The sequence below is a fragment of the Alteromonas mediterranea DE genome (assembly GCF_000020585.3).
GTDB classification, from domain to species: Bacteria; Pseudomonadota; Gammaproteobacteria; order Enterobacterales; family Alteromonadaceae; genus Alteromonas; species Alteromonas mediterranea.
Genome location: NC_011138.3, coordinates 3,341,102 through 3,366,768 on the forward strand (window position 1 = coordinate 3,341,102; position 25,667 = coordinate 3,366,768).

Annotated in this window: 21 protein-coding genes; all 21 read right to left on the minus strand. The window is 46.7% G+C overall.

Annotation, left to right across the window (positions count from 1 at the left end; all coding sequences use genetic code 11):
* Nucleotides 1-5: 5 nt before the first annotated feature.
* Nucleotides 6-785, minus strand: a complete 780-nt coding sequence (locus MADE_RS14820) for a ParA family protein (protein WP_232363064.1) — start codon at nucleotides 783-785, stop codon at nucleotides 6-8.
* Nucleotides 737-991 carry a hypothetical protein gene (locus tag MADE_RS14825; protein WP_012519439.1) on the minus strand — a complete coding sequence of 85 codons (255 nt, stop codon included), beginning with the start codon at nucleotides 989-991 and terminating at the stop codon, nucleotides 737-739. Before MADE_RS14825 ends, MADE_RS14820 begins: the two co-directional genes overlap by 49 nt.
* Entirely contained in the window at nucleotides 982-3,723 is a 2,742-nt protein-coding gene (locus MADE_RS14830; RefSeq protein ID WP_012519440.1) for a chemotaxis protein CheA, read from the minus strand. Before MADE_RS14830 ends, MADE_RS14825 begins: the two co-directional genes overlap by 10 nt.
* A complete protein-coding gene (locus tag MADE_RS14835; RefSeq protein ID WP_012519441.1) occupies nucleotides 3,716-4,093 on the minus strand; it encodes a response regulator in 378 nt (125 codons plus the stop codon). The genes MADE_RS14830 and MADE_RS14835 overlap by 8 nt, the downstream gene beginning before the upstream one ends.
* A gap of 1 nt (nucleotide 4,094) precedes the next feature.
* Nucleotides 4,095-4,949 carry a CheR family methyltransferase gene (locus MADE_RS14840; RefSeq protein WP_012519442.1) on the minus strand — a complete coding sequence of 285 codons (855 nt, stop codon included), beginning with the start codon at nucleotides 4,947-4,949 and terminating at the stop codon, nucleotides 4,095-4,097.
* Complete coding sequence (locus MADE_RS14845; RefSeq protein WP_012519443.1) at nucleotides 4,942-5,583, minus strand: HEAT repeat domain-containing protein; 642 nt, start codon at nucleotides 5,581-5,583, stop codon at nucleotides 4,942-4,944. The genes MADE_RS14840 and MADE_RS14845 overlap by 8 nt, the downstream gene beginning before the upstream one ends.
* A 14-nt stretch (nucleotides 5,584-5,597) precedes the next feature.
* Nucleotides 5,598-6,635: a chemotaxis-specific protein-glutamate methyltransferase CheB gene (gene cheB / locus MADE_RS14850; RefSeq protein WP_012519444.1), complete on the minus strand. Its 1,038-nt coding sequence runs from the start codon at nucleotides 6,633-6,635 to the stop codon at nucleotides 5,598-5,600.
* 19 nt (nucleotides 6,636-6,654) lie between these two features.
* Nucleotides 6,655-8,202 (minus strand): chemotaxis protein CheW, encoded by a 1,548-nt coding sequence (locus MADE_RS14855; RefSeq protein ID WP_012519445.1) that lies wholly within the window; start codon nucleotides 8,200-8,202, stop codon nucleotides 6,655-6,657.
* A gap of 36 nt (nucleotides 8,203-8,238) precedes the next feature.
* On the minus strand, nucleotides 8,239-10,146 hold the full coding sequence (locus MADE_RS14860) for a methyl-accepting chemotaxis protein (RefSeq protein ID WP_012519446.1): 1,908 nt from the start codon (nucleotides 10,144-10,146) through the stop codon (nucleotides 8,239-8,241).
* A gap of 431 nt (nucleotides 10,147-10,577) precedes the next feature.
* Entirely contained in the window at nucleotides 10,578-10,961 is a 384-nt protein-coding gene (gene mutT / locus MADE_RS14865; protein WP_012519447.1) for an 8-oxo-dGTP diphosphatase MutT, read from the minus strand.
* Nucleotides 10,961-13,669 carry a preprotein translocase subunit SecA gene (gene secA / locus MADE_RS14870; RefSeq protein ID WP_012519448.1) on the minus strand — a complete coding sequence of 903 codons (2,709 nt, stop codon included), beginning with the start codon at nucleotides 13,667-13,669 and terminating at the stop codon, nucleotides 10,961-10,963. Before secA ends, mutT begins: the two co-directional genes overlap by 1 nt.
* 181 nt (nucleotides 13,670-13,850) lie before the next feature.
* The gene (locus tag MADE_RS14875; RefSeq protein ID WP_012519449.1) at nucleotides 13,851-14,729 is read right to left on the minus strand and encodes a M23 family metallopeptidase; all 879 of its coding nucleotides are present in this window, start codon (nucleotides 14,727-14,729) and stop codon (nucleotides 13,851-13,853) included.
* Between the two features lie 178 nt (nucleotides 14,730-14,907).
* A complete protein-coding gene (gene lpxC / locus MADE_RS14880; protein WP_015067820.1) occupies nucleotides 14,908-15,819 on the minus strand; it encodes a UDP-3-O-acyl-N-acetylglucosamine deacetylase in 912 nt (303 codons plus the stop codon).
* A gap of 212 nt (nucleotides 15,820-16,031) precedes the next feature.
* Entirely contained in the window at nucleotides 16,032-17,198 is a 1,167-nt protein-coding gene (gene ftsZ / locus MADE_RS14885) for a cell division protein FtsZ (RefSeq protein WP_015067821.1), read from the minus strand.
* Between the two features lie 108 nt (nucleotides 17,199-17,306).
* Nucleotides 17,307-18,536, minus strand: a complete 1,230-nt coding sequence (ftsA, locus tag MADE_RS14890) for a cell division protein FtsA (RefSeq protein WP_023559863.1) — start codon at nucleotides 18,534-18,536, stop codon at nucleotides 17,307-17,309.
* A 7-nt stretch (nucleotides 18,537-18,543) separates the two neighbouring features.
* Nucleotides 18,544-19,314: a cell division protein FtsQ/DivIB gene (locus MADE_RS14895; RefSeq protein ID WP_023559864.1), complete on the minus strand. Its 771-nt coding sequence runs from the start codon at nucleotides 19,312-19,314 to the stop codon at nucleotides 18,544-18,546.
* 2 nt (nucleotides 19,315-19,316) lie between these two features.
* Nucleotides 19,317-20,285, minus strand: coding sequence for a D-alanine--D-alanine ligase (locus MADE_RS14900; protein WP_012519454.1), 969 nt, complete (start codon nucleotides 20,283-20,285; stop codon nucleotides 19,317-19,319).
* Between the two features lies 1 nt (nucleotide 20,286).
* Entirely contained in the window at nucleotides 20,287-21,732 is a 1,446-nt protein-coding gene (gene murC, locus MADE_RS14905) for a UDP-N-acetylmuramate--L-alanine ligase (RefSeq protein ID WP_012519455.1), read from the minus strand.
* The gene (gene murG / locus MADE_RS14910; protein WP_012519456.1) at nucleotides 21,732-22,826 is read right to left on the minus strand and encodes an undecaprenyldiphospho-muramoylpentapeptide beta-N-acetylglucosaminyltransferase; all 1,095 of its coding nucleotides are present in this window, start codon (nucleotides 22,824-22,826) and stop codon (nucleotides 21,732-21,734) included. The genes murC and murG overlap by 1 nt, the downstream gene beginning before the upstream one ends.
* Entirely contained in the window at nucleotides 22,819-24,231 is a 1,413-nt protein-coding gene (gene ftsW / locus MADE_RS14915; protein ID WP_012519457.1) for a cell division protein FtsW, read from the minus strand. Before ftsW ends, murG begins: the two co-directional genes overlap by 8 nt.
* Nucleotides 24,228-25,667, minus strand: coding sequence for a UDP-N-acetylmuramoyl-L-alanine--D-glutamate ligase (murD, locus tag MADE_RS14920; RefSeq protein WP_012519458.1), 1,440 nt, complete (start codon nucleotides 25,665-25,667; stop codon nucleotides 24,228-24,230). Before murD ends, ftsW begins: the two co-directional genes overlap by 4 nt.

The following is a 25,667-nucleotide window of genomic DNA, read 5'->3' on the forward strand; positions in this document are numbered from 1 at the left end:
GTTTTTTAGCCGATTAGTTGTTTACATAATTCAGTATAGTCGTGCGCGCCACGACTGTTAGGCGCATAAGCAAAAACCGGTTTGTTTTGTGCAAATGCCTCGGCTAATTTGATGCTCTTTCTTATAGGTACTAGCACTTTGCTGCGCCCGTAGCGCTCGTACCATTCACTCAGTTGCTGGCGATGAAGCTTTAGGTTTTGCTCAACCATAACGGGCAATATAGTCAGCGTAGTGGCTCTAAATTTTTGTTGCGCCATGGCGTTTCTGCAGGCTGTTAATAGTTTTTGTACGCCATCAGTGGCAAGTGGCAAAGGTGTAGCTGGGATCACAATATCAGTCGCGGCTGATAGCGCGGCCATCAATTGCGGACTTAATGTTGGCGGTGTATCGATAAGTACAACGTCAAAATGCCTTGTAACGCAATCTGAATCACACCAGTTTCGTAGGGTATCTAGCGTAACGTTATCGTTGGTATTAGCCTTGTTCGTATCCACATCCGTAGCGTATATGTTTTCTGAACATTTCAAAATTGACGTAAAGAAATGGCTAATCGGTAACTCAGTCACCTCGTTTTGAGGCGCGCACCCTAGCGCTTTTAAACCGTGCATTACGTGACCTTGATTATCGAGATCTATCACCATTACTCGCTTGCCCGCCTGTGCAAACCCATAGGCAAGATTTACGACCGTCGTCGTTTTTGCAGTACCGCCCTTGCGATTAGCTACCGTGATCACTTTCATTCGCACCACACGTTGCTCTTGTTGTTCATCATTTGAGTTAACCAAAATAGCTTCTCGGACTCAGGCCATACACTTACCTTCGGTTTTTTCCCAAGTAGCACTTGAAACACGGCAGTATGTGCGCTCGCCAAAGCCTTCAGGTTAACTTGCCGAGAGTTTTCTTCGTTTAACCAAGTAAACAGGCTTTCCGCTTCTTCAATTTCGCAGTGTCCGGTCATCACCGCCACTTTCTTCTTAAACGCTATAGGCATTTGGCTAACACCTCTTGTACATTGATGATTAATAACACTCGCCCATCGCCAAGCAATGCGGTTCCTGAAAAGTGTGCATACCCTGCAAGAACACCTTCGAGTGGCTTTTGAATGACATCGATACCTTCATGAAATTTGTCAATGACGAGTCCAAACTCTCCTTGGGGTGTAGAAACCACAAGGATTGACTGCTCCTCTTTATCTTGGGCCTCATCAAAACCCAGCGCCTCACGCAAATTACACACCGGAATAAGCTTCTCTCGAATCACCAAAACATGTTCGTTGCGAATGCGCTGAATGTCAGAGGTAGGCACTTTCACAGTTTCAACCACCGCATCCATTCCTACACCAAACATTTGGTCGTTTACTTCAAACATCATTACGCGATTAACCGACATAGTTTGAGGTAATAACAACTTAAAGGTCGTACCCACACCTACTTCGCTGTGCATTTCGATAGTCCCGCCTGCTTGGCTTACCATGGTTTTTACCGCATCCATGCCGACACCGCGTCCAGATAAATCTGAGACTTGTTCTGAGGTAGAAAAACCGGCAGCGAATATGAGCTGCAAGGCTTCATTATCGTCTAGGCTCTCTAGTTGGGCTTCGCTAATGACCCCTTTTTGAAAGGCGAGTAGTTTAATTTTATGCGGGTCTATCCCTTTACCATCATCGCGAATTTCAATAATTACGCTGTCATCAAGGGGCGTAGCAATAAGGTCAATACGCCCCATTTCTGATTTGCCCGCTTCAATCCGCTCCGAAGGTGACTCAATACCGTGATCGATGCTGTTTCTCAACAAATGGATGAGCGGCTCTGACAGGGATTCGATTAAGTTTTTATCGAACTCTGTGTCTTCACCCTGCATACAAAGCTCAATTTTTTTATCGAGCTTCCTCGCTAAGTCCCTCACTAAGCGAGGATAGCGTTGGAAAACATGAGAAACAGGTACCATGCGTATCTGCAATACCGCGCTTTGCAGCGACTCAGTTAAGCGATTAACAATAGAAAAATGCGCTTTAATCTGCTTACTGAGCTTTCTGCTTCCTCCTTCCTCCTCGGCTTGTTTGGCCAGATAAGGCAATGAGTTTTTCGCCACCGTGAGTTCGCCAACAATATCCATTAAGTAGTCAATTTTAGCTTGGTCGACTTTTAGCATCTTAACCGCTTGACGCTCGGCTTTAGCCGGTTGCGGGCTGTCACCTTGACTGTTTACTGCGTTACTTTCTGGGGAATCAACTGTGCTTTCTGAGGGATCAGCTTTGCTTTCTGATGTATTTGCCGCCTGCGTAGCCTCTGCTGACGCTGCTTCTGTACTTTGTTGCTTCTGTGTTTCTTCAGCTTGCTCATTGATTGTTTCGTCATCTAGCGCATTACAAATGGCAACCGCCACGGCGTCTTCGTCACTAAAGGTTTCGCCTAAGATATTTCCTACCAGCCCTGCGATAGAGGGGAACATAAACTCTGACTTATAGTTGTCTGAATTCAAAAGAGTAAGTTGCTGAGTAAGAATTGCCTTTTCATGGAGAGCTAGAATTTTTTCGGTGCGTGCTGAAATATCTGATGGCTTGGCGTTAAATTCAAAAGGAGCGTCTTCATCTGCGTTGCCCAAGATGCTGGCACTTGACGTATCTGCTGTACTGGCAACCGCGTCATTGCTCTGGCTTTGGCTTATGCTTTCGTTGGCGCTTTCTGCTGTTTCCGCGTTACTGCCTGACTCTGCCTCACGAAGAAAATCCAGCTCACTTGCGGTTGATAAAAATTGCAATGTCGCGCGCTTGGCATCATCACAGTCAGCGTCACTAAAATCCTGAGAGGCAAGCAACAGCCCTGCACTTGCATTAATTTGTTCAAGATTATTATCTGCTAACGCACCGGTTAATGTTTCATCAGGGATTTTGGCAATATTTTCTGCGATTTTGCTAGCGCAACTGGCGCACAACGCCTGAGTTGAGAAAAAAGTAGCCTTATATTGCCCTTCGTAGTAGGCCATGTGCTGTTTAATCGCATTTTCTTCTGCACAACCTAGCGCGTTAATACTGGTCGCGCAGTTATAAATGTCTGCGTCATGGTCTAGTTCAGGCATGGCAATATTGAAAGCCTTAAGGCCAGGTAAAGCTAGCGCAACATTAATAGGGTCTTCGCCGCGAAAGAAACAGCCTTCATCAGGTGTGTATTGAATAAGATAGCAATGCGGCCCGTCAGTCTGACACAACAGCTTAAGGTCTGCGTTTTCGCTAAAGTCAGCCAAAAGCTCTCTTTGAGTGTCAGTGAGACTTTGATTAACTGATGACGATTCGTTACTTAATACCGCTTTATGTTCGTAACTAGTGCTTTCTGATGCATCGGGATCGATAAAATGCCTTAGCTGTGCACCTAGGCTAACCGATATAGGTTGCCATTGCTCAAGGTCTTGGGAACCCACCTCTAGTTCGTCGAACCATATGGAAATTTGATCTAAAGCCTCAAGCAATAAATCGCCAATACCCTCACTAAAAGCCACCTCGTTCGCTCTTATACTATCGAGCAAGTCCTCTGCCGCATGGGCTAACCGAGTTAAGGGTTTAATATCAAATAAATCGGACGACCCTTTGATGGTGTGTAAGTCCCGGAAGATTTTATCTACGCGTTCTGACGCAGGCCCCGAAGATTGAATTTCTAGTAATTCTTGGCTCGCCGACTCTAGGTTTTCTCGCGACTCTCCGATGAATACATCAAGTAACTCACTCATTGGCGCTCTCTCCAATCACTGCACTTACCACCGACTTCAGCATGTCTGCCTCAACAGGCTTGGTCATATAGTAATTTGCGCCGCATTGGTAAGCGCGCTCGGCATCTTGATTTGCTGATTCAGTGCTGATCATAATAATGGGTACCGCGCGAAGCGCCTCGTTACGGCGGATTTCTTTGCACAGTCGATATCCGTCCATTTTGGGCATATTCACGTCAACCAAAAACAAATCGACTTGTGTTCCAATGGCTTTTTCAAGTGCTTCTACACCGTTTTCAGCTTCTTCGATTATTCGGTCGCGGGAAGACACCAGCATTTTATGAAACATCCTCACTGTAGAGGCATCATCAACAATCATTACTGTTTTCATGTTATGCCCCTCCTGCAAGCGGCTTTTGATAGGCAATTACATCGCCAAACTTGCGTACTTTAAACATGGATGAAATGCGACTCATCGACTCACTGTGACCTAAAAAGATATAACCACCAGGCTTCATCGCGTCATAAAGTACATGCGCCGCCTTTTTGCGAGATTCGTCGTCGAAATAAATAAGCAGGTTGCGACAAAAAATAAGGTCAAAGTGACGGAACTGTTTCATATTGCTACCAGACAATATATTGGCGAGAGTAAATGACACTGATTCCCGAATATCTTCGCTTAGCTGATATTGCCCGTTTGTTTCTTTGAAGTATTTTTTTACCAGCGGAAGCGGAATGTTTTGCACGGAGCGCTTCGAATACAGCCCTTTTTTCGCTGATGCCAAAACGTTACTGTCGATATCGGAAGAAATCAGTTCCACATCTCTGTGAGCTAAACCTTTCCAGTACTCAATAAGATAGATCGCTATTGAATACGGCTCTTCACCCGTGCTTGACGGTACTGACCAAATTCTTAAATCTTCTCCAGGCGGTCGATAGCTGTCTAGCTCATCCATAATTTCTCTTGTCATGGCTTCGAACTGATATTCCTCTCGGAAGAAGTAGGTTTCATTTACCGTCATCGAATTTACGAGATTTTGAAACTCTTCGCCGGATGCCTGGAACCTCATGTATGTGAAGTAGCTTTTAAAATTCGGATGCCCCGTGGCTTTCATGCGTTCGTGGAGACGTTTATCCACAAAATAGCGCTTCGAATCTTCGAAGTGGATCCCGGTTTTGCGATAAAACATAGAGCGAAACCGTTCGAAATCGGCAGCATCTATTTTTTCTAATGCTGCATTACTCATCGACGCCCCTTACCTGACTTCTTATCAAAGAAATGACAAATTGAATGTAGCTATGATTCGGAAAGCGACTTTCTACGGTCTGCAAAATGTCGAGGGTTGATGCATCGGCAATCTCAGCAAGTTTATCCAGCGCTGTACCCACAACATTTTCATTGTCATCGTTTAGAGCAAACTGGTGCAGCCAATTTACCGCTTCAATGTGCGCTACGGCGCCAATGATATCTACACAAAAAATACGTGTATCTGGATCTTTATCCTGCATTAGAAGGTTAACATTCGCCGCAAAGACACCTGGGTTTTGTTGCATTAACTCTATGGCACCGTTTCGAAGCTGCACATGTTCGCTTTTAAGCATAGTGAGTACTTGTGACGCGTGACTCTCTGACATATCGTGCTCGAGTGCACTGAATAGCGCTTCAATAACCGTGGGGTCTTCTTCAAAAGGTAACCGTTTAAGAAACGCGTCGTGAGCTCCTTTTTGACCACTCAAATCCCTAACCGCCCATCGACGAACGTCACGGTCAGTTGAGTCAAGGTCGCTAACAAGTTGCTGAGTGGTTCGCGGATATTGGCGTTTTTCTTCAAACTCATCGCAGCTGCTTGCAATAGGATCCGCTTTCTTTTTTAACCCCATTATGACTTCTCCTGTTAACGGCAAAGCGCATTCAGTTTCGATGCTACCTTGGGACTGTCTAGGACGAAACTGGCACAACCAGCTTCAATAAGCTCTTTAGGCATACCAAACACCACCGAGGTGGCTTCGCTCTCTGCGATAGTTGTTGCTCCCTCTTTAAAAGCTTTACTCATGGCGGCAACACCGTCGCATCCCATTCCCGTCAGCTGAACGCATAACATGGACAGCGGCTTGTAACAGGTGAGCGCACTATCAACCATACGATCTATGCTGGGGTGCCATAAAAAACTTGGGCTCGACGGCACGGGCCGTGCAAAAACGTCCTTTCCTACTTTCGAAAAAGCAAGGTCCGCATCACCTTTCGCTAAATAAACCGTGCCTGGTTTCATTGGCATCTTGCTGTCGACTTCAACGACACTCAGTGGGCTTAATCCATCCAACCGCTTTGCCAATGCATTAGTGAAAGATGCCGGCATATGCTGAGAAATAACAACGGGAGCAGGAAAAGAAGAGCTTAGGTTTGCCACCAGATGCTCTAGCTTCTTAGGCCCACCGGTTGAAACCCCGACTAACACCACTTCAAAGGGTACATTTTTGTTACTCCGAACCACTTTTTGTTTAACGACAGGCGGTGTTTTGGTGGTGGGACGTTGGGGCTTACCTGTTTTCGTGAGTGCGTGAATTTTGTTGATAAGTGGGATTTCTAAATCTGAAATGTCCCTTGAAACAGTGCCGCCAGTTTTTAGAACAAAGTCACTAGCACCGAGCGCCAGTGCCTCTAACGTAATAGTCGCGCCTTTTTGTGTTAATGAAGACACCATAATGATGGGGCAGGTATAAAGCTTTTTCAGCATAGCTAAGCATGTCATACCGTCCATTACCGGCATGTTAATATCTAATGTTATGCAGTCTGGTTCGAACTCTACGGCTTTGGTTAAGGCTTCTTCACCATTGCGCGCTACCCGAACGATAAAGCCCTCTTTCTCGAAGAGCTCCGTAAATAACTTTCGCATTAACGCTGAATCATCAACAATAAGCACTTTAACTGACATAGATAGCCTCAAACGTTAGCTAACATTGCTCTTGGGCCGCTGCTACGGCATTGTCGTTGAGCAACACATTGGGTTCGATGATTTGGATGATGCGCTTTTCGTCGTTCAGCTTTATCAAACGGTTTAAAAATTCAGACTGCATCTCTGATAGCGATGGGGCCTCTTCGATAGTTTGCCTGACCACCGTTTTTACCTCCGCTACACCGTCCACGATAAAACCTGTGCGCTGTTTATCTTTTGTGAGGACAACGATTCGTTGACGCTCTGAAGTCTCACTACACGGCATCCCCAAACGGCTGCGCAGATCAATAACAGGCAGTACCGTTCCGCGAAGATTGACGATGCCTTTGAGATAATCTGGCGTGCTCGGCACGCTTTCTAGCTTTTCGGGCACCCTCGTAATCTCTTGTGTATCGTCAATACTTACGCCAAATTCCTGACCATTAATCCAGAAAATCACGTATTGCTCGCAATCATCTTCATCAAACGCAACTTCGTTACTTTCGCTCATTTGCGACTCCTGCTTAATATCATCATCGATACTCGTAAGCGCACTCATGAGCGCGCGCCCATAGATATTAGGAAGGTTAATAATGGAGACCAGACGCTTTCCACCATCGCTGCGGTACACAGCTTCTAGAAGTCCAGATTCCGCACCGTCGTTACAGACTGATGGCACGCTTTCTAGCTCAGTTTCGGAAATGGATACGACGTTACTGACCTTAGCAACAATAAAGCCCACACTGCCAAACTCAGTGTTTTGGGTGACCACAATGCGAGATGTTTCATTAATTTGTGTGGGCATCATGCCAATGGCATTTGATAAGTCGACTATAGGAATAATGCGGCCGCGCAGATTAACCAAACCGAGGACAGCCGGGGCACTTTCTGGTAGTTGTGATATCTCTGCGGGAACTCTCACAATCTCTTGCACATCTTGAAGATGGAAAGCAAATTCTTGGTCTTCTAGCGAAAAACAGACTAGCTGCTGTAAGCTGTCATCAGCGTCTATACACTCACTTTCATCGGTATCTATGCGCTGCATACCGGATAATTGCATTGCGCTTCCGCCTTGCTTGGTCACCGCTTGCGCTTTTGCCAATGCTAATACATCTAAAATTTGCTCTACCGGCTCTTCGCTTTGTTTAATAATGCCAAGCATATAGTCATAAGCGATAGAATCGGTCATTGATGCTTTATCGATAACAGCGCCTTCAGCCACACTGTAAACGCGAAGCACTCGGTCAACTAAAAAGCCTATACTTCCAAGGTCAGTTTCCACCACAACAACACGAGTAGCATCACTAACTTCTGCATGGCGACCAAGCAAAATAGCGCTTAAGTCATAAACTGGAAGCACATTTCCCCGTAGGTTTGCTAACCCCATCATTTGCGGTGGGCCGAGAGGCACTGAAACCATAGTCGGTACACGAATAATTTCACCCACCGATAACATGGGAAAGGTAAAGCGTTCTTGTTCGACTAAGAAAGATACGAACTGTTGCTCACCATCTGAAACCTGCTCCAGGTTAGCGTCAGTTTCATTGAATGTAGTGTCGTTACTCATGAGGCAAGCTCCCCCTGTAAAGTCTTTTGCGATGAACTAGCCGTTTTGCATTTCGTCAGCTACCGAAGCAATTTCTTCAATAGACTTGGCTAACATTTCCATACCTTTACTTTGCTGCTCAGCTGCGCTAAGCGCTTGCTGACAATTGCTGCTCGCTTGTTCGTTGGCCGTTGCAATTTGTTCTAAACCGCGCTGGGCCTGAGTCACTCCTGCAGCAATTTCTTCACCACGCTCTTTCATTGCCTTGTTGTAATCCACCACTTCGCCTATGTCTGTTGAGATTTGTTCAACATCTCTTGTAGTCTGTTTGGCTTTCATTACCTCTCTCGAAGCGCTTTCAGCAACATTAGTTAGGTCGGTCTTTACACTTACTGTCTGATCTTGAATCGCTTTGATTAGGTCTTTTATTTGCTCTACATTTTCTGCTGCTTCATCAGCTAGGCTTTGTATATCCGCGGACACCACCGCAAAACCTTTACCGTACTCACCTGCGCGTGCAGCCTCTACCGCACCATTAACGGCCAGCATGCTGGTTTTAACCGAAACCGTTGTGATCGTATCTATCACTTTATCTATTTGGCGTGTCATAACTTCCATCTCACTGATGGCGCTGACGTTTTCTTTACTGGTTTCCAAGGCCAAATTTATACCGCTAACCATTTCTTCAATCAGTGAACGGTTCTCTTGAAGTAACTTGGTAATTGCTCCACCTTTTTCGAGTGCTGAGTCACTTTGCGTTGATGCTCTTTCAACGCCATCTCTTAGCAGATCAATATTACCTACAGCCTGATCGACAGAGCTCGCCGCCTGTTGGGCACCGTTATTAACCTGGGTAAGTGCTGTCATTATTTCACTTGATGAGCGATTAATTTCTTCTAAACTCGCCGACAGCTCCTCTGCAGAAGATGCCACCTCTTCTGCGCTCTTATTTATGTCGGTACTGTTTTTAAGCTCTTCAGTAATGATTTCTAGCGACTGAGATGCCTGCTCAGCCTGTGACAAAGCGACACTCTGCTCAGAAACATTTGACGATACTTCTTGTGCCGCAGTGGATTGTTCATCGGCAGCACAAGAGATAGTTTCTGAACCAGCTTGAATTTCGCGAGCCGCAGCGTCCATTGACTTCACCTGTGCCTGCAATTCTTCTGCGCCGTCAGCAATGCTTTGCATATCCGCTTTGATAGTGGTGAGCTGTTCGGTAACGGCTTCCCCTTTATTCACTTCTTCAAGCGCTGCTTCCGAAGAAGATTTAACAGCATCTGAAACGCGATTTGACTGCTCTTGAATTTGTTCTATCTGCTTTGCAATATCCGCCGCACTTTTATCTGACACTTCGGCAAGTGCACGGACAGTATCAGCGACCACCGCAAATCCTTTTCCGTGTTTACCTGCGCGGCCTGCCTCTATTGCGGCATTGAGGGCTAGCAAGTTGGTTTGATCTGCAATTCGGGTAACTTGCTTAACAGCTTCACCGATGTTTGAGGCTTGCTGCTCAAGTTTCCCCATCATTATGACCGAACGCGACTGGTGCTCAGACGCAGTTTTAACGCTGGACATCATGGCGCTTAAATCACCAACTACCCGTTCAAGGTAGGTTTGAAGCTCGTTGGTTTTACCCATTGTAGCGCCAGCTAGTTCAAGCTGTGCTACTAAACCACCGGAAATCTGCGTCACTGCCGCCAAGCTTTCTTGGCTCGCACTGCTAGACTCTTCCGCTCCTGCGGCAATTTCGTTAACAGCAGTGGACAGTTGATCTGTAGCGCTTGAGGCCTGATTAATACCGCTAGCGAGCTCGGCTGTTGCTGATGCTACGCGCTCTGCAGCTTGTTGCTGCCTTGCTAGGGTTCTTGCTTTGCGGCGCTCCTCTTCCGCTTCCTTTCTCATTTTAGCGTCTACGCGGACGGTAGGGGTTACAGCTTGTTCAGTGGACTTTTTGAGCGCCATAATTAACCTCGATATTTAAATGGCCATTAATTGACTGCGTTAAGTATCGTTAAAAAAAAGCGCCATTTGAGTATAAAACCAAATACCTTTGTATGATTATTATTACGATAAGTCCCTTTTCCGTGCTCTTCAAAACAATATGACGCAAATGTCACAAAAGACACAATCTCGTATATTTATATAAAAACAAAAGCTTATATATGTAGTGAAGCTGAAGACGACAAGACCGATTTTGTCAAAGTACAAAAGTCTAATAGGGTTAACTTTAGGGTGAAGTTTTTTGGAGATAAACTACTTAGAAATGATTAACTTATACCTAAGTATAGGAAAAAAGCGGCTATTAGCCGCTTTGATATTATAACGATGCTTCGCTTCTGCTGTGAGCTGATACAAATTATGTTAGCTGTATCACTGTATAAGTGGACCAGGTATCAGCTTTGCAATGCGTTGATTATAGGAACGTTCGCTTCTGGGAAGTCTGCTGCGTTAAGCGCCTGCACATTGACCCACCGCGACTTTTGGCCTTCTTTGCCATGGGGCTCACCGGTAAAGTCATAAACGCGATGAACGTCTAGCTTAACTTGCTTGTCGCCGTAATCATGAGTTATCACAATCACAGGCTCGCTGTGGTTCACGCTAATACCCACTTCTTCAGCAAGTTCTCGCTTTAATGCCTGAAGCACGGTTTCGCTTGCTTCCACTTTACCGCCGGGAAACTCCCATTTCCCGCCCTGATGGACATTGTCTGGGCGAAGGGTAATGAAGATTTCATCGCCGCGGGCAATAACGCCCACAGCAACGTGTACTACTTTCATTACTTAAGCTTACCGTGGCACTGCTTGTACTTTTTGCCTGAACCACAAGGGCATGGGTCGTTACGGCCTACTTTGGCTCCCTCGCGAACCTGTGTACGCACCTGATCGCTCGCTTCCTCTGGCGCTGCGGTGGCGTCTTCATGCTCAAAGTTCTTTGGTACATCGTCAGCTTGGCGACGTTGTTCTTCTACTTTTTGCACGTCTTCTTCTGCTTGCACTTTTACGCGGGCAAGGATAGTAATAACCTCGACCTTAAGCGCTTCTAGCATTTCAGAGAACAGCGCAAACGACTCACGCTTGTATTCTTGCTTAGGGTTTTTCTGCGCGTAGCCACGTAAGTGAATACCTTGACGAAGGTGATCCATAGCCGCTAAATGCTCTTTCCAGTGGCTGTCTAGGTTTTGTAGCATTACTGCTTTTTCAAACTGGCGTAGCACCTGCTCGCCCACAACCGCTTCTTTCTGTTTATACGCATCGACGACTTCATTTAAAATGCGCTCGCGAAGCTTCTCTTCATACAGCTTGTCGTCATTTTCAAGCCATGTCTTAATAGGCAGGTCTACCGCGAAGTCGGCGCGCATACGCTCTTCTAAGCCGCTTACGTCCCACATCTCTTCTAGTGATTGTGGCGGAATGTATTCGTCCACGACGCTTGAAACAACATCTTCGCGGATTACAGCGATAGTTTCACTAATGTCGCCTTCATCTAGCAACTCGTTGCGCTGCTCGTAAATAACCTTACGCTGATCGTTAGCCACATCATCGTACTCAAGCAGTTGCTTACGAATATCGAAGTTACGACCTTCTACTTTGCGCTGGGCATTTTCAATAGCGCGGGTCACCCACGGATGCTCAATCGCTTCACCGCGTTCCATACCTAAACGCTTCATCATGTTGCCCATTTTCTCAGAGGCAAAGATGCGCATTAGGGCATCGTCTAGTGATAGGTAGAAACGGCTTGATCCAGGGTCACCCTGACGGCCTGAACGGCCACGTAGCTGGTTATCAATACGGCGTGACTCGTGACGCTCGGTTCCAATTATATGAAGACCGCCTGCCGCTAGTACCGCATCGTGGCTTTCTTTCCACGCCGCTTTTACTTTTTCAATTTGTGATTCGGTCGGATTCTCGATTTTCTCAAGCTCGGCCTGCCAGTTACCACCAAGTACGATATCCGTACCACGGCCAGCCATGTTAGTTGCAATGGTGACAGCGCCAGGCTTACCTGCTTGAGCAACAATATCAGCTTCGTGTTCGTGGAACTTGGCGTTTAGTACCTTATGAGGAATTTTCGATTTCTTAAGAATGCGAGAAATAAGCTCAGAGTTTTCGATAGACACGGTGCCCACAAGGGTTGGCTGTCCGCGCTTAACACACGCTTTAATATCTTCAACAATAGCCTCGTACTTCTCTTCCGCCGTTAGGTAGATAAGATCTGGCATATCTTTACGCTGCATAGGGCGGTTAGTTGGGATCACTACCGTTTCTAGGCCGTAAATATGGTTGAATTCAAACGCTTCGGTATCAGCTGTACCTGTCATACCCGCAAGTTTGTTGTACAGGCGGAAGTAGTTCTGGAAAGTAATAGAGGCTAGCGTCTGGTTTTCGTTTTGAATACGAACGCCTTCTTTTGCCTCTACCGCTTGGTGTAAACCTTCAGACCAACGACGTCCTTCCATGGTACGACCCGTGTGCTCGTCAACAATAACGATTTGGTCTTCTTTAACGATGTAATCTACGTCTTTCGAGAACAACTTGTGCGCGCGAAGTGCAGCATTGATATGGTGAAGCAATGAAATATTACCAGCAGCGAACAGCGACTCACCTTCAGGCAATAAGCTTTCTTCGTGAAGTATCTCTTCAACGTGTAACTGACCGCGCTCGGTAAGATGAATTTGTTTTGCTTTAAGGTCGATAGTGTAATCACCGTCGCCTTCTTGGCCTTCTTCATCTTCTTTTTCTTGCTGAACAAGCTTAGGAATAATGGTGTTGATGCGGCGATAAAGCTCTGAACTATCCTCGGCCTGACCTGAAATAATAAGCGGCGTACGGGCTTCGTCAATAAGAATGGAGTCAACTTCATCCACTACTGCATAGTTAAGGGGGCGCTGTACGCGGTCTTGAGGGCTAAATGCCATGTTGTCACGCAGGTAATCAAAACCAAACTCGTTGTTGGTTCCATAAGTCACATCAGCTTGGTAAGCGTCACGCTTTTGCTCAGGTGACATACCCGGTATGTTGCAGCCTACACGCATACCAAGGAAGGTAAATAACTGATTACTCCACTCAGCGTCACGACGGGCAAGGTAGTCGTTCACGGTAACAACGTGGACACCTTTGCCTGACAATGCATTTAAATACGTAGGTAACGTCGCGGTAAGGGTTTTACCTTCACCCGTACGCATTTCTGAGATTTTGCCTTCGTGCAAAACTTGACCACCAAGCATTTGCACGTCGAAATGACGCATGCCGTATACACGCTTACTGGCTTCTCGCACTGTAGCGAACGCTTCTACAAGAATATTGTCTAGCGCTTCGCCTTTTTCTATACGGGCTTTAAATTCGTCGGTCTTTGCCTTTAGCGCCTCATCAGAAAGCTTTTCAAATTCTGCTTCCAGTGCATTAATGGCATCTACGTTTTTGCGTAATTTTTTTAATAGTCGGTCGTTTCTACTACCGAATACTTTTCGAAGGATGCTTGAAAACATTAGCTTTTATATTCCACTACTTGTCGAGGCGCCGCACAACGTGCACAGCTAAATTAAACCTATAAAACACAGCCCTAATTAAGGGGTGTTTAGCGATGTTCTAAAAAAATGTTTCGTCGTCATTAGTGCTTTATTAATAAAACGCACCTACTACGCGAATTTACCTGGCTGCTGCCTCTATCTACTTTTTATAGACAAAAGGCAGAGGATCGACTTGTTTTCCGTTTCTTATTACTTCGTAGTGAACATGCACGCCGGTTGAGCGCCCAGTGTTGCCCATTTTAGCGATAGCTTCACCTTTAGTGACCACATCACCGATTGAAACAGTAAGGGAGTCGTTATGCCCATATCGGGTAACAAAACCATCACCGTGATCAATTTCGACTAGCTGGCCATAACCGTAGCGTTCGCCTGCCCAGGTCACTATACCTGCTGCTGTGGCGACTACGTTCTCCCCTGCTTTACCGGCGAAGTCTAAACCCTTATGCATGGCTGATTTGCCGGTAAACGGGTCGGCCCGCATACCGTAATAAGAAGACAACCATCCTGACTCAATGGGACGACCAGATAATTGGCTCTGTTCGTTTATATGGTGACCCCTAACCAAACTTTCAAGCATAGATAACTGTTGAGACTTCAAATCGAGAGATTGCTCTAGTTTAGCTATTTCGTTAAGGATGGGATCTTCTTGAAGGTTATCCGGTATCGATACCGGCACGAAAGCGTCCAGGTCAGCCGCTGACATACCTAATTCTGTTGCTATTTGCTTACCTTTCTCATCTAGCAATGTAACTTGTGCTGAAAGTTCAGCAACGTGAGAAAGTAAGGCTTTTATCTTTACGGAGGTTTGTTGCTTTAGCGCCTCAACATCTTTTTGTTGTTCGTTGACTTCTGTTTGGGCTAAACGCACACGAGCAATATCTTCGGATACCGATTCGGTAGAACGGCTCGACACTAACATAAAAATTGACGATAACACGGTAGCACTAACAAGCGTACGGACACGAATGCTGTGTCTGTAACGTTTATTTTTACCAGCCAATGTAATAGTTAGTTTCATACCACGGAGATTATTGCTGTTTCACGCCTGTGTTATGACTTTACGTTAAGGCGAGTGCCTTACCTTGCCACTTTTTACACATGGGTGAAATTTATATTAATTATTCGGCTACTGTATCATTAATTTCAGTAATTGCCATACGAAAAAAAGCCGCCCGTAAGGCGGCTTTTTAAAAATCTTACGCTAACACGGGTTGAGCATAACGTATTGGTGCTGATTCCTGCGAGTCGTAAGTCACGAACTCCCAGCACTCTTTTTGCGCTAACACTGCATTAAGCAGTTTGTTATTCAGGCCGTGGCCCGTTTTATATGCACGCAATTCACCAATCAAGCTGTGTCCGCCAAGATATAAATCACCAATGGCGTCCAATATCTTGTGCTTCAAGAATTCATCATCGTAACGCAACCCTTCAGGGTTAAGCACGCGGAATTCGTCTAGCGCCACTGCGTTTTCCATGCTACCACCTAACGCTAGGTTGTTAGCATTCATATACTCTAAATCGCTCATAAAACCGAAGGTACGCGCGCGACTTACTTCGTTCACATAAGAACATGAATCGAAGTCCATGACCATGTGTTGACGAGTTTGACTGATCACCGGGTGGTCGAAGTCAATTTGGAAATCAACGCGGAAGCCATCGTAAGGTACCAATTCGGCCCACTTGTCGCCATCTTCTACGCGAACAGGCTTTTTAATACGAATAAATTGCTTAGGCGCGTTTAGCTCTTCAATACCTGCAGATTGAAGTAAAAATACGAACGGGCTAGCACTTCCGTCCATAATTGGCAGCTCGTTACTGTCTACTTCAACAATAATATTGTCGATACCTAAACCCGCTAACGCAGACGCTAAGTGCTCTACCGTTTGGATAGTTACACCGTCTTCATTATTTAAACACGTACACAGCATGGTATTACCTACCGCGTTCGCACGCGAAGGTATGTCAACATGTGGTTCAAGGTCAACACGCCTAAACACGATACCCGTGTTTGCTGGCGCAGGTCGGAGAGTCATTGTGACCTTTTCCCCTTTATGAAGCCCAATTCCGGTCTCTTGTACCGATTGCTTGATTGTACGTTGTCTAATCATCTGCTTAAGCTTTTACCTATTAAAAAAGCGGGCGCGAATTATAGTGAGTTCTTACTCACATGTCAAAAAATACCCGATCTGACGGATTTCACTCAGTCAAATTACGTATTTTTTTAACCTATTCACGCGAATTCTTCACGTTGTGTTTTTACACCTTATAAGGTGAGACAACACAAACGTAAAATAATTCCCTTCGTTTTCAGGCAGCTAAATTAGTCTGCCTGCTTGCGCAGAAACGCAGGAATATCCAAGTACTCCAAATCGTTGTCTGGCTGAGCACTATCATCTGCTTTAAGTGCCTGGTTACCTTCTGTACCGCCTACAGCCGAACGCGGTTCACTTGTTTGTGTGTTACCGTATTCTTTAGCAGGCTGCGTTAGCCGAGAACCTTCAGAGCTTACTAGCGAAATGTCAGGCTTGCGCTCTGCGCCAATACCCGTTGCAACAACGGTAACGCGAAGCTCTTCTGTCATTTCCATATCGATAACCGTACCTACTACCACAGTCGCGTTTTCTGATGCGAAAGCTTTAACGGCGTTACCTACCGTTTCAAACTCATCGATAGCGAAATCTGGGCCGGCTGTGATATTCACAAGAATACCGCGCGCGCCTGACAGGTCGATATCTTCAAGCAGTGGGCTGGCAATTGCTGACTCAGCTGCTTCTTCGGCACGATCTGGGCCGCTCGCTGCGCCGCTACCCATCATGGCTTTACCCATTTCAGACATAACAGTACGTACGTCTGCAAAGTCAACGTTGATAAGACCAGGGCGAGTAATTAGCTCGGCAATACCTTGAACCGCACCGCGTAGCACGTCATTCGCCGCGCTAAAGGCTTGAAGTAGTGGCGTGCCTGGACCCATTACTTTTAATAGCTTTTCGTTAGGAATAGTAATTAACGAGTCTACGTTGTTAGCAAGCTCTACAATGCCTTGCTCTGCAAACGAGGTACGCTTTTTACCTTCGAACGGGAATGGTTTAGTAACAACCGCCACCGTAAGAATACCCATTTCACGGGCAATCTTTGCCACTTCTGGCGCTGCACCCGTTCCTGTACCACCACCCATGCCGGCGGTGATGAAAACCATGTCTGCGCCGTCTAGTGCCTGGCGGATGGTTTCTCTGTCTTCTTGTGCGGCTTCGCGACCAATGTTCGGATCGGCACCTGCACCTAGTCCTTTGGTTACGCTTGAACCAATTTGAAGCGTAACGTCTGCGCTTGAGCTACGAAGCACCTGCGCATCGGTGTTAACTGCAATAAATTCTACGCCTTCAATGCTTTGAGACACCATGTGCTCAACTGCATTACCACCGCCGCCACCGACACCGATGACTTTGATTACGGCTTCTTCGCCGTGACTATCCATTAATTCGAACATACTTACTCTCCGGTTGTACGTCTTTTAAACACTACGCCAGGTCATTCCCTTAGGCTAATTGCATCCTGCTAGCCTTAATGCCGTAGCTATAGCGCCCCCAAAATAAAATTAAAATTCACCTTTAAACCAGCTTTGCACTCGATGAAACAAGCTTTCACCGGTCTTCTGCGTACTGGACTTCTTATTCTCAGATTGTACTTTGCCATATTGCAGCAGTCCTACGACTGTCGCAAATNCTGCGTCATCAACGTATTCAGATAAACCTTTTACGTTAATGGGCTTGCCCACGCGCACGGGCATCTGGAAAAGTTCTTCGGCAAATTCCACAGCACCTTCCATCTTAGCGGTACCGCCTGTAAGTACAAGGCCTGCTGCGATTTGCTCTTCCAGACCGCTGGCGCGAATTTCGTCATGCACCAGCTCAAAAAGTTCTTGGTAGCGAGGCTCAATTACCTCAGCTAACGTATGACGAGACATTACTCTAGCCGGGCGTCCACCCACACTAGGTACTTCAATACTGTCTTCCATACTCACCATATCTTTCAATGCACAGGCATAATTAACCTTAATTTCTTCTGCATTGCTGATAGGCGTTCTAAATATTTTTGCGATGTCGCTGGTAATTTGATTACCCGCAACCGGTATAACTGCAGTGTGTCTGATAGCGCCGTCAGTATAGATAACCATATCCATAGTACCGCCGCCAATATCAACTACACAAACGCCTAGCTCACGCTCGTCGTCAGTTAATACCGCATAGCTTGACGCCAACGCTGAGAAAATCAGCTGATCGGCGTTCAGCTCACAGCGCTCTACACATTTCACCATGTTTTTCGCCATATCATCGGCACAGGTAATAATGTGAGCGTCTGCTTCCATTCGTACTCCTGACATGCCAATCGGGTTTTTAATTCCTTCCTGCACATCAATAGTAAACTCTTGAGGTAGCACATGAAGCAGACGACGTTCAGCAGCAATAGGCACGCTGCGCGCCGCATGAATAACATTGTCTACGTCTTCTTGTGTTACTTCTTGGTTGTTAATCGGTACCATGCCATTTTCGTTCTGGCATTTCACATGGCGGCCCGAGATAGACATGAACACTGAAGACACACGGCAATCTGCCATTAACTCCATCTCGTTTACCGCACGCTGTACCGATTTAACCACCAAGTTCAAATCGTTAACGCCGCCCTTATCCATCCCTTTCGATGCATGGGTGCCCACGCCAACAATACTGATTTGATCATCTTCTAGTAATTCACCCACCACAGCCTTTACCTGGCTGGTGCCGATATCTAGTCCTACAATCAAATTGCGTTCAGCAGGTTTTGACATGGTTTCCTTAACTCTCTTCATCTGTGGTGCTGTCGTCTTTCCATCCAACGGCGACACCCGTGTCATAGCGAANGTCGACGTATTTCACCGCCTTCTCTTGTTGCGCCAAAAGAGGATACACATCAATAAAGCGTTGTAGCCTATCGATAAACTCCTGACGCCCTAAATTCAACTTAATGCCGTTTTTTAACTGCACTTGCCATGCAAATCGCTCACTTAACGACAACTCATCTAATGTCATGTTTGTCGTCGATATCAGCGCGTGCATAGCGTTGTAACCCTCAANGGCCGTTTTTTCACTGCCACCAGGCCCGTAAAGGCGCGGTAAATCAAGCTTTATGCCTTCGTCGTTGAACGTATCTCCGTAGGGGTTCAACAACAAGTCTTCGTTCCACTGTGCTACAGGCTGTTGCTCGACCAAATAAATCTTTAGCGTGTTTGGCCACTTTTTTCTTACCGATGCACGATACACCCAAGGTTGGGCTTCAACCAACTCAAACACTTCGTTGACATCGAGCGCAAAAAAGCTTTCCGGCTGCGCTTTGCGTATTAACCGCTCTAGTTTAGTAATATCGATGTGCTGATAATCACCAGAAAAATCGATAACCTGTACCGGCATTTGCTGTTCGTCCTGCAAATACTGGTTCGTTTTAAGCCCGCCAAATACTAACCCTGCTATAACGAAAAGTAAGAAAGCGACACCGCCCCATACTGCCGTTTTGCTTTTGCCGCCCTTTTCAGTAGCGCGCTTGTCTTGACTAGTATTCGTATTAGCCACGCCTACGCCTTATTTGCAACATCATCAAAGCTGGTCGAAAGAATACTCAACACCAACTCGTCAAACGTTAAGCCTGCAACTTTGGCCGCTTTAGGCACCAAACTTTTTTCTGTCATGCCAGGCACTGTATTTGCCTCTAGCAAATAAAACTGCCTTTGATTGTCCTGCATAACATCAATTCTGCCCCAACCGCTGCCTGAAATAGCATCAAACGCACGAGAAGCTAACTTTGCAAGCTGTGCTTCTTGCTCTTCAGACAAACCGCTTGGGCAATAGTATTCTGTTGTATTATCCTGATATTTCGCAGCATAATCATAGAATGTATGTGGAGTAGACATGCGAATAGACGGCAACGCCTGCCCCTGTATCACAGAAACAGTGAATTCGGGGCCGTCTATATACTGCTCTAACAGGACTTGATTATCGTATTTAAAAGCGTCCTGAATGGCAGTTTCGAGTTGTTTAGCGCTTGTCACTCTTGCCATGCCAATACTCGACCCTTCTCTGGCCGGTTTTACCATGACTTCATTCCCCAATTTATCCATTATAGCGCTGCACTTACCAGCTTCAAAGTGCCTTTTATCAGCAATTTCATATTTTGCAGTGGGTAAACCTAAACTTTGCCACACTTGCTTAGTATGAATTTTATCCATTGCCAGCGCAGAGCCTAAAACTCGGCTTCCCGTGTAGGGTATTTTTAAAAACTGAAGAGCCCCCTGCATAGCGCCATCTTCACCGCCACGACCGTGAAGCATAATGAGGGCTCTATCAACATCTAGCGACAGCAAATCGTTAAGTGGGCGCTCTGCGGGGTCAAAGGCAAATGCATTTACCCCTTGTCTTAACAGTGCGTTTAGCACCGCATTCCCCGAATTTAGCGATACTTCACGCTCGGCCGAGTCACCACCTAAAAGTACAGCTACTTTCCCATACTTTTCAGGTGAGTGTGTACTTACTGAAGGTTTAAACATCTTATTTTCCTTCCTTTGTAAGTGTATTCGGCTCTAACTCGTGACGAGCCAACAACTTAGCTATTTGCCCAATATTTCCTGCACCTTGGGTCATCACGATATCGCCGTCCTGCATAATGTTCGCTAGAATTCCCGGCAGAGCATCTTTATCACCCACGTAAACAGGCTCAATCTGACCACGCTGGCGAATAGAGCGGCATAGCGATTTGCTATCCGCTCCCTCAATAGGCTGCTCGCTTGCAGCATAAACATCAAGCAATAACAGCGCATCAACACTTGATAAAACTTCCACGAAGTCCTCATAGAGATCTCGGGTACGCGTGAAGCGGTGAGGCTGGTACACCATAACAAGGCGCTTATCTGGCCAGTTGGCTCGCGCTGCGGCTATTGTGGCTCTGACTTCTGTAGGGTGGTGTCCGTAGTCATCTACCAAACAAACTTCACCTTTACTGGTATTAAACGTACCTAATTGCTCGAATCGACGGCCAATACCGCCAAAACCTGCCAACGCTCGAATAATCGCCTCATCGTTGACCCCTTCATCTGTGGCCACAGCGATTGCTGCAAGGGCGTTAAGCACGTTGTGATTCCCGGTAAGGTTCAGCGTAATCTTAAGGGGGTCGTGGTCGGGACGAATAACCGTAAAGTTTGCTTTGCCAAACGACAGGCTGATATTTTCAGCGCGATAGTCGTTATGAGACTCAAACCCGTAAGTGATGATGCTACGGCCTATGCGAGGGCGAATCTCTTGAATATTAGCATCGTCACCGCACACTATAGCCTGCCCGTAAAATGGCAAGTTAGACAGGAAATCAACAAAGGTGTCTTTTACCTTTGAGAAATCACCGCCGTAGGTGTCCATATGATCAGCTTCGATATTAGTTACCACAGATACCATGGGCTGAAGGTGCAGGAACGACGCATCGCTTTCATCAGCCTCAGCAATTAGGTAGCGGCTTTTGCCTAAGCGTGCATTGGTGCCCGCGCTATTTAACAAACCACCGATAACAAACGTTGGGTCGTACTCTGCTTCCGCGAAGATAGTGGAAATCAAACTGGTTGTTGTGGTTTTACCGTGGGTGCCCGCTATGGCAATACCGTGACGGAATCGCATGAGTTCGGCGAGCATTTCTGCTCGGCGAATGATAGGAATGCGCTGTTCGCGCGCTACTATAATTTCCGGGTTCTGTTCATTGATAGCGCTAGACACAACAATGACGTCCATGCCCTCTACGTTTTCTGCACGATGACCAATTTTTACATCAGCGCCTAATTCGCTTAAGCGTTTTGTCATAGGCCCTTCTTGAATATCTGAGCCTGAAATTGCATAACCTTCATTTAGCAGTACTTCTGCAATACCGCCCATACCGGCACCGCCGATGCCGATAAAAAATATATTTTTCACCCTGCGCATTTGCGGGCTTTCAAATGGGGTTTTAAAAACCATTAGTCCCCTTCTCCTACCACGCTTTTAACGTGGCTTACTACATTTTCCGTGGCATGAATGCTTGCACATGTTTTTGCTAGCGCACCCATTTTTAAGCAGTCTTCGGGGTGTTCTAACCATCGACGCACTGCCTGCCCTAAGTTCTGTTTCAATACAGATTGTGCAATCATTAGCGCTGCATTTTGCTTCACTAACGACTGCGCGTTTTTTGTTTGATGATCATCTACTGCAAATGGCAGGGGGACAAAAATCGCGGCGCGGCCAGACGCAGCCACTTCACTAACGGTAAGCGCGCCGGCTCTACATACAATAAAATCAGCCCATTCGTAAGCGGCTGCCATGTTGTCGATGAAGTCGCTTAGCTCCACGTTAGCCATGTCAGCCCCTACGCTCTCGTAGGCTTTTACAACTCCGTCGCTGTTTCCTTTTCCGCACTGGTGCTTTATAGATAGACCATTTAGTACGCCGCAGGTTTCCGGCACGGTTTCATTTAAAATTTGTGCCCCTAAACTTCCACCGACCACGAGCATATTAAGGGATGTAGCCCCTGCGTATGACTCTCGCTTTTTGGGTTTAACCTGCCAGATGTCATCGCGAACGGGGTTACCCACAGTATGCACGTTATCCGCGGCGCCTGAAAATTGTTCTTTAGCATCATCAAAGCCAAGAAGCACGCGACTTGCGAGTTTGCTCAGCAGCTTATTGGTCATACCTGCCGCAGCATTTTGCTCGTGAACAATGACAGGGATCCCTAAACTCTTGGCCGCAACGCCGCCCGGCCCACTGGCATAGCCGCCAAACCCAACAACAATATCAGGCTGTAGCCGCTTTATGATTCGACGCGCTGAAAACAAGCTTTTAACCAATGCCACTGCACCTTGGATACGCGCTGAAATGCCCTTGCCTCGCAGCCCCTTCACAGGGATAAAGTGAATGGGAATATCGTGTTTAGGCACCACTTGCGCTTCCATTCGCTCGGCGGTGCCTAGCCAATGAATATCCCAGCCTTCCGCTCGAAGCGCATTGGCGACGGCAAGACCTGGGAAAACATGGCCGCCTGTACCCCCAGCCATAATTAAGCAACGCTTAGCCATTGTCAGCCTCCTGTGCTACGCGAGCGAGTATGGCTTTTATGCCGGCTTTGCCTTCATCTTCTGCCGATGAAGCTTTTGTGGCTGGCTTAGCTTCTACCGTTGACGAGGCAAAGTTATCGTCATCATCAACCGTTTTATCTTTGCCATTGTTGTCTGCGTCTTTCGCTACGCCGGCAGCTATAGGCTTTTTCCTGCGTGGCTTTTGCTTAGCATCTCTTGCATCGCCGCGCCCTATTGCCTGCACACCATCAACCCGTAACTCAAAGTCAATGCGAAGTAATATTGCTACCGCTATCGACATGATAATAAGCGAAGAGCCACCATAGCTTACCAAGGGTAACGTCAATCCTTTGGTAGGCAAAATGCCTGCGCTTGCGCCAATGTTTACTGCCGTTTGAAAGCTAAACCAAATGCCGATGCTATATGCGAGGTAGCCATCGAATGCGCGGCCTTTTTCAAGCGCCTGATTTCCAATACGCAATGCTCTAAGTACCATCCACAAAATAAGCCCCAGTACCGCTACTACGCCCACGAAACCTAACTCTTCAGCTAAAATCGCCATGACAAAATCGGTGTGTGCTTCTGGTAAAAATTCGAGTTTTTGTAAGCTATTGCCAAGCCCCTGTCCGAACCAATTACCTCGGCCATAAGCCATCAATGACTGAGTAAGCTGGTAGCCTGCGCCGAAAGGGTCGGCCCAAGGGTCGAGAAATGATGTCACCCGCTTTAATCGATATTCCTCGAACACGATAAGGGCGACCACTGCCAAAATCCCTACGAATACCAGTGCGAAAAACTGCCACAGCCTTGCACCAGCTAAAAACAACAAGCCAATAGTCGTGGCAAACATAACAACCACCGTTCCCAAATCAGGCTGAAGTAATAGCAGCATCGCTAATACGAAGAACACCACCAGCGGCTTTAAAAAGCCTTTTAGGTTTTCCGTTACCTCTTCATAACGGCGCACTAAGTAACCAGCAAGATAAGCAAAGAAAAAGAGCTTGGCTGGCTCAGCGGCTTGAATAGTAATAGGCCCGATTGCTAGCCAGCGGGTACTGCCGTTAACTGTCCTTCCCACAACAAGTACGGCAAGGAGTAGCACTATTGCAGCTAGCAATAAATAAGGGTTGGTCATGCGCCAAAATTGCATCGGTAAATTAAGCACAATCATGGCGGCGATAATGGCCCCCACAATGTAAATACCGTGGCGAATTGCAAAGTAGAAAGGGTTATCGTGTAGTCTGTCAGCCACAGGCATCGACGCAGACGTAACAATAATTACGCCTATGCTCATCAGTGCGAGCGCGATAAGAATAAGCGTAACATCATAGGGGTGTTTCGCCGCTGCTTGACCATCGTGTTTGGCGGCAAACAACGCACTTAACTTAGTAGAGGCTGTGATCATGATAGGGCCTCCTGCTTTATATCAAGTAAGTCATGCACGGTTTGCTTAAACATTTCGCCACGATGCATGTAGTTTTTAAACATATCTATACTTGCACAGGCTGGCGATAGTAATACGGCATCACCTGGCGCTGCTAATCGTAAAGCCCCTTTCACCGCTTCTTTCATGGTCGCGACTTGGGTTGTATGTGCAAAGCTTTGCGCAAACAGGTGGGCGTCTTTGCCTAAGGCAAAAACATGTGACACGTATTGCGTAAGATAAGGGGCTAGGCTACTTATGTCTGCGCCTTTGGCGTCTCCACCCGCAATAAGTAAAAGTTTACCCGCAATTGTGGGGCTTATCCCTTCTAAAGCAGCAATGGTTGCACCGATGTTTGTTGCCTTAGAATCGTCGATATAGCGCACGCTATTCACCCGCGCAACTTCCACACAGCGATGCGGCGCAGACTTAAAGCTATGTAAATGCTTAACCGCTTGGTCTGGTGAAACCCCGAGCTTACAGCAAATGCCCAGCGCGGCCATGATATTCAATACATTGTGCATGCCCGCTAAGTGAATATCGCTAAGCGCAATAATTGGCTTGCCGTTAAATGCGATATGTTTGCTGTCCAACATTGTGACTATTGAAAAGCCGCTATCAGAGGCACCAAGACCGTATTCTATCGCGCTTCGCAAAAGCCCATTTTGATTTGCTTTTTGCGCATTAGCCTGACCTTCGACATTCAAGGCGTCGTCTGGCGCGACAAACTCGCCATCGCGCCACACTACCGCTGACTTGGCGTTAGCGAAAATACGATGTTTTGCATCAACATAATGCTCAAGGGTGCCGTGGCGGTCTAAGTGATCATCGGAAATATTAAGCACAGTGGCAGCCTCTAGAACTAGGCTTGAGGTTGTTTCAAGTTGAAAGCTCGATAGTTCCATCACCACTACATCTGCGTCGCTTTCAAGGGCTTCAAGTACAGGTCGCCCAACGTTGCCTGCCTCAATGCTCTTTACGCCGCATGCGTTAAGTAGGTGGTTTACCAACAACGTGACCGTGGTTTTACCGTTAGACCCCGTTATACCGACAACGCGTTTCGCTGGTGTGTCGCTCTTAAATGATGTATTCAAACGAGCAAACAGCTCAACGTCACCAATCACTTCAACGCCGCACTGTTTCGCTAATTCCACCTGCTCGATATCTAGCGCCAAACCCGGGCTTAACACCAAGGTATCAACGCCGTCAAAGTAATCGGCGCTAAGAGCGCGACAAGTTACCTTTTCAGCCAGGAATGCTTGCATGCTTGTATCAAGGTTTTCAGGTGCACTAAAGGTAGGCCGCGTATCGAACGCTTTCACGGTTGCCTTGTGTTGCAACAAGAAGCGCACGCAAGCCTGACCTGTAACACCTAGGCCACCGACTACATAACTATGCTCACGTACGTTATACGACAT

Excerpts from the sequence above, each read along its gene's own strand:
- MADE_RS14825 (WP_012519439.1), bottom strand. The coding sequence starts at position 991 with ATGCCTATAGCGTTTAAGAAGAAAGTGGCGGTGATGACCGGACACTGC.
- MADE_RS14830 (WP_012519440.1), bottom strand. The coding sequence starts at position 3,723 with ATGAGTGAGTTACTTGATGTATTCATCGGAGAGTCGCGAGAAAACCTA.
- MADE_RS14835 (WP_012519441.1), bottom strand. The coding sequence starts at position 4,093 with ATGAAAACAGTAATGATTGTTGATGATGCCTCTACAGTGAGGATGTTT.
- MADE_RS14840 (WP_012519442.1), bottom strand. The coding sequence starts at position 4,949 with ATGAGTAATGCAGCATTAGAAAAAATAGATGCTGCCGATTTCGAACGG.
- MADE_RS14845 (WP_012519443.1), bottom strand. The coding sequence starts at position 5,583 with ATGGGGTTAAAAAAGAAAGCGGATCCTATTGCAAGCAGCTGCGATGAG.
- cheB (WP_012519444.1), bottom strand. The coding sequence starts at position 6,635 with ATGTCAGTTAAAGTGCTTATTGTTGATGATTCAGCGTTAATGCGAAAG.
- MADE_RS14855 (WP_012519445.1), bottom strand. The coding sequence starts at position 8,202 with ATGAGTAACGACACTACATTCAATGAAACTGACGCTAACCTGGAGCAG.
- MADE_RS14860 (WP_012519446.1), bottom strand. The coding sequence starts at position 10,146 with ATGGCGCTCAAAAAGTCCACTGAACAAGCTGTAACCCCTACCGTCCGC.
- mutT (WP_012519447.1), bottom strand. The coding sequence starts at position 10,961 with ATGAAAGTAGTACACGTTGCTGTGGGCGTTATTGCCCGCGGCGATGAA.
- secA (WP_012519448.1), bottom strand. The coding sequence starts at position 13,669 with ATGTTTTCAAGCATCCTTCGAAAAGTATTCGGTAGTAGAAACGACCGA.
- MADE_RS14875 (WP_012519449.1), bottom strand. The coding sequence starts at position 14,729 with ATGAAACTAACTATTACATTGGCTGGTAAAAATAAACGTTACAGACAC.
- lpxC (WP_015067820.1), bottom strand. The coding sequence starts at position 15,819 with ATGATTAGACAACGTACAATCAAGCAATCGGTACAAGAGACCGGAATT.
- ftsZ (WP_015067821.1), bottom strand. The coding sequence starts at position 17,198 with ATGTTCGAATTAATGGATAGTCACGGCGAAGAAGCCGTAATCAAAGTC.
- MADE_RS14900 (WP_012519454.1), bottom strand. The coding sequence starts at position 20,285 with ATGTTTAAACCTTCAGTAAGTACACACTCACCTGAAAAGTATGGGAAA.
- murC (WP_012519455.1), bottom strand. The coding sequence starts at position 21,732 with ATGGTTTTTAAAACCCCATTTGAAAGCCCGCAAATGCGCAGGGTGAAA.
- murG (WP_012519456.1), bottom strand. The coding sequence starts at position 22,826 with ATGGCTAAGCGTTGCTTAATTATGGCTGGGGGTACAGGCGGCCATGTT.
- ftsW (WP_012519457.1), bottom strand. The coding sequence starts at position 24,231 with ATGATCACAGCCTCTACTAAGTTAAGTGCGTTGTTTGCCGCCAAACAC.
- murD (WP_012519458.1), bottom strand. The coding sequence starts at position 25,667 with ATGTCGTATAACGTACGTGAGCATAGTTATGTAGTCGGTGGCCTAGGT.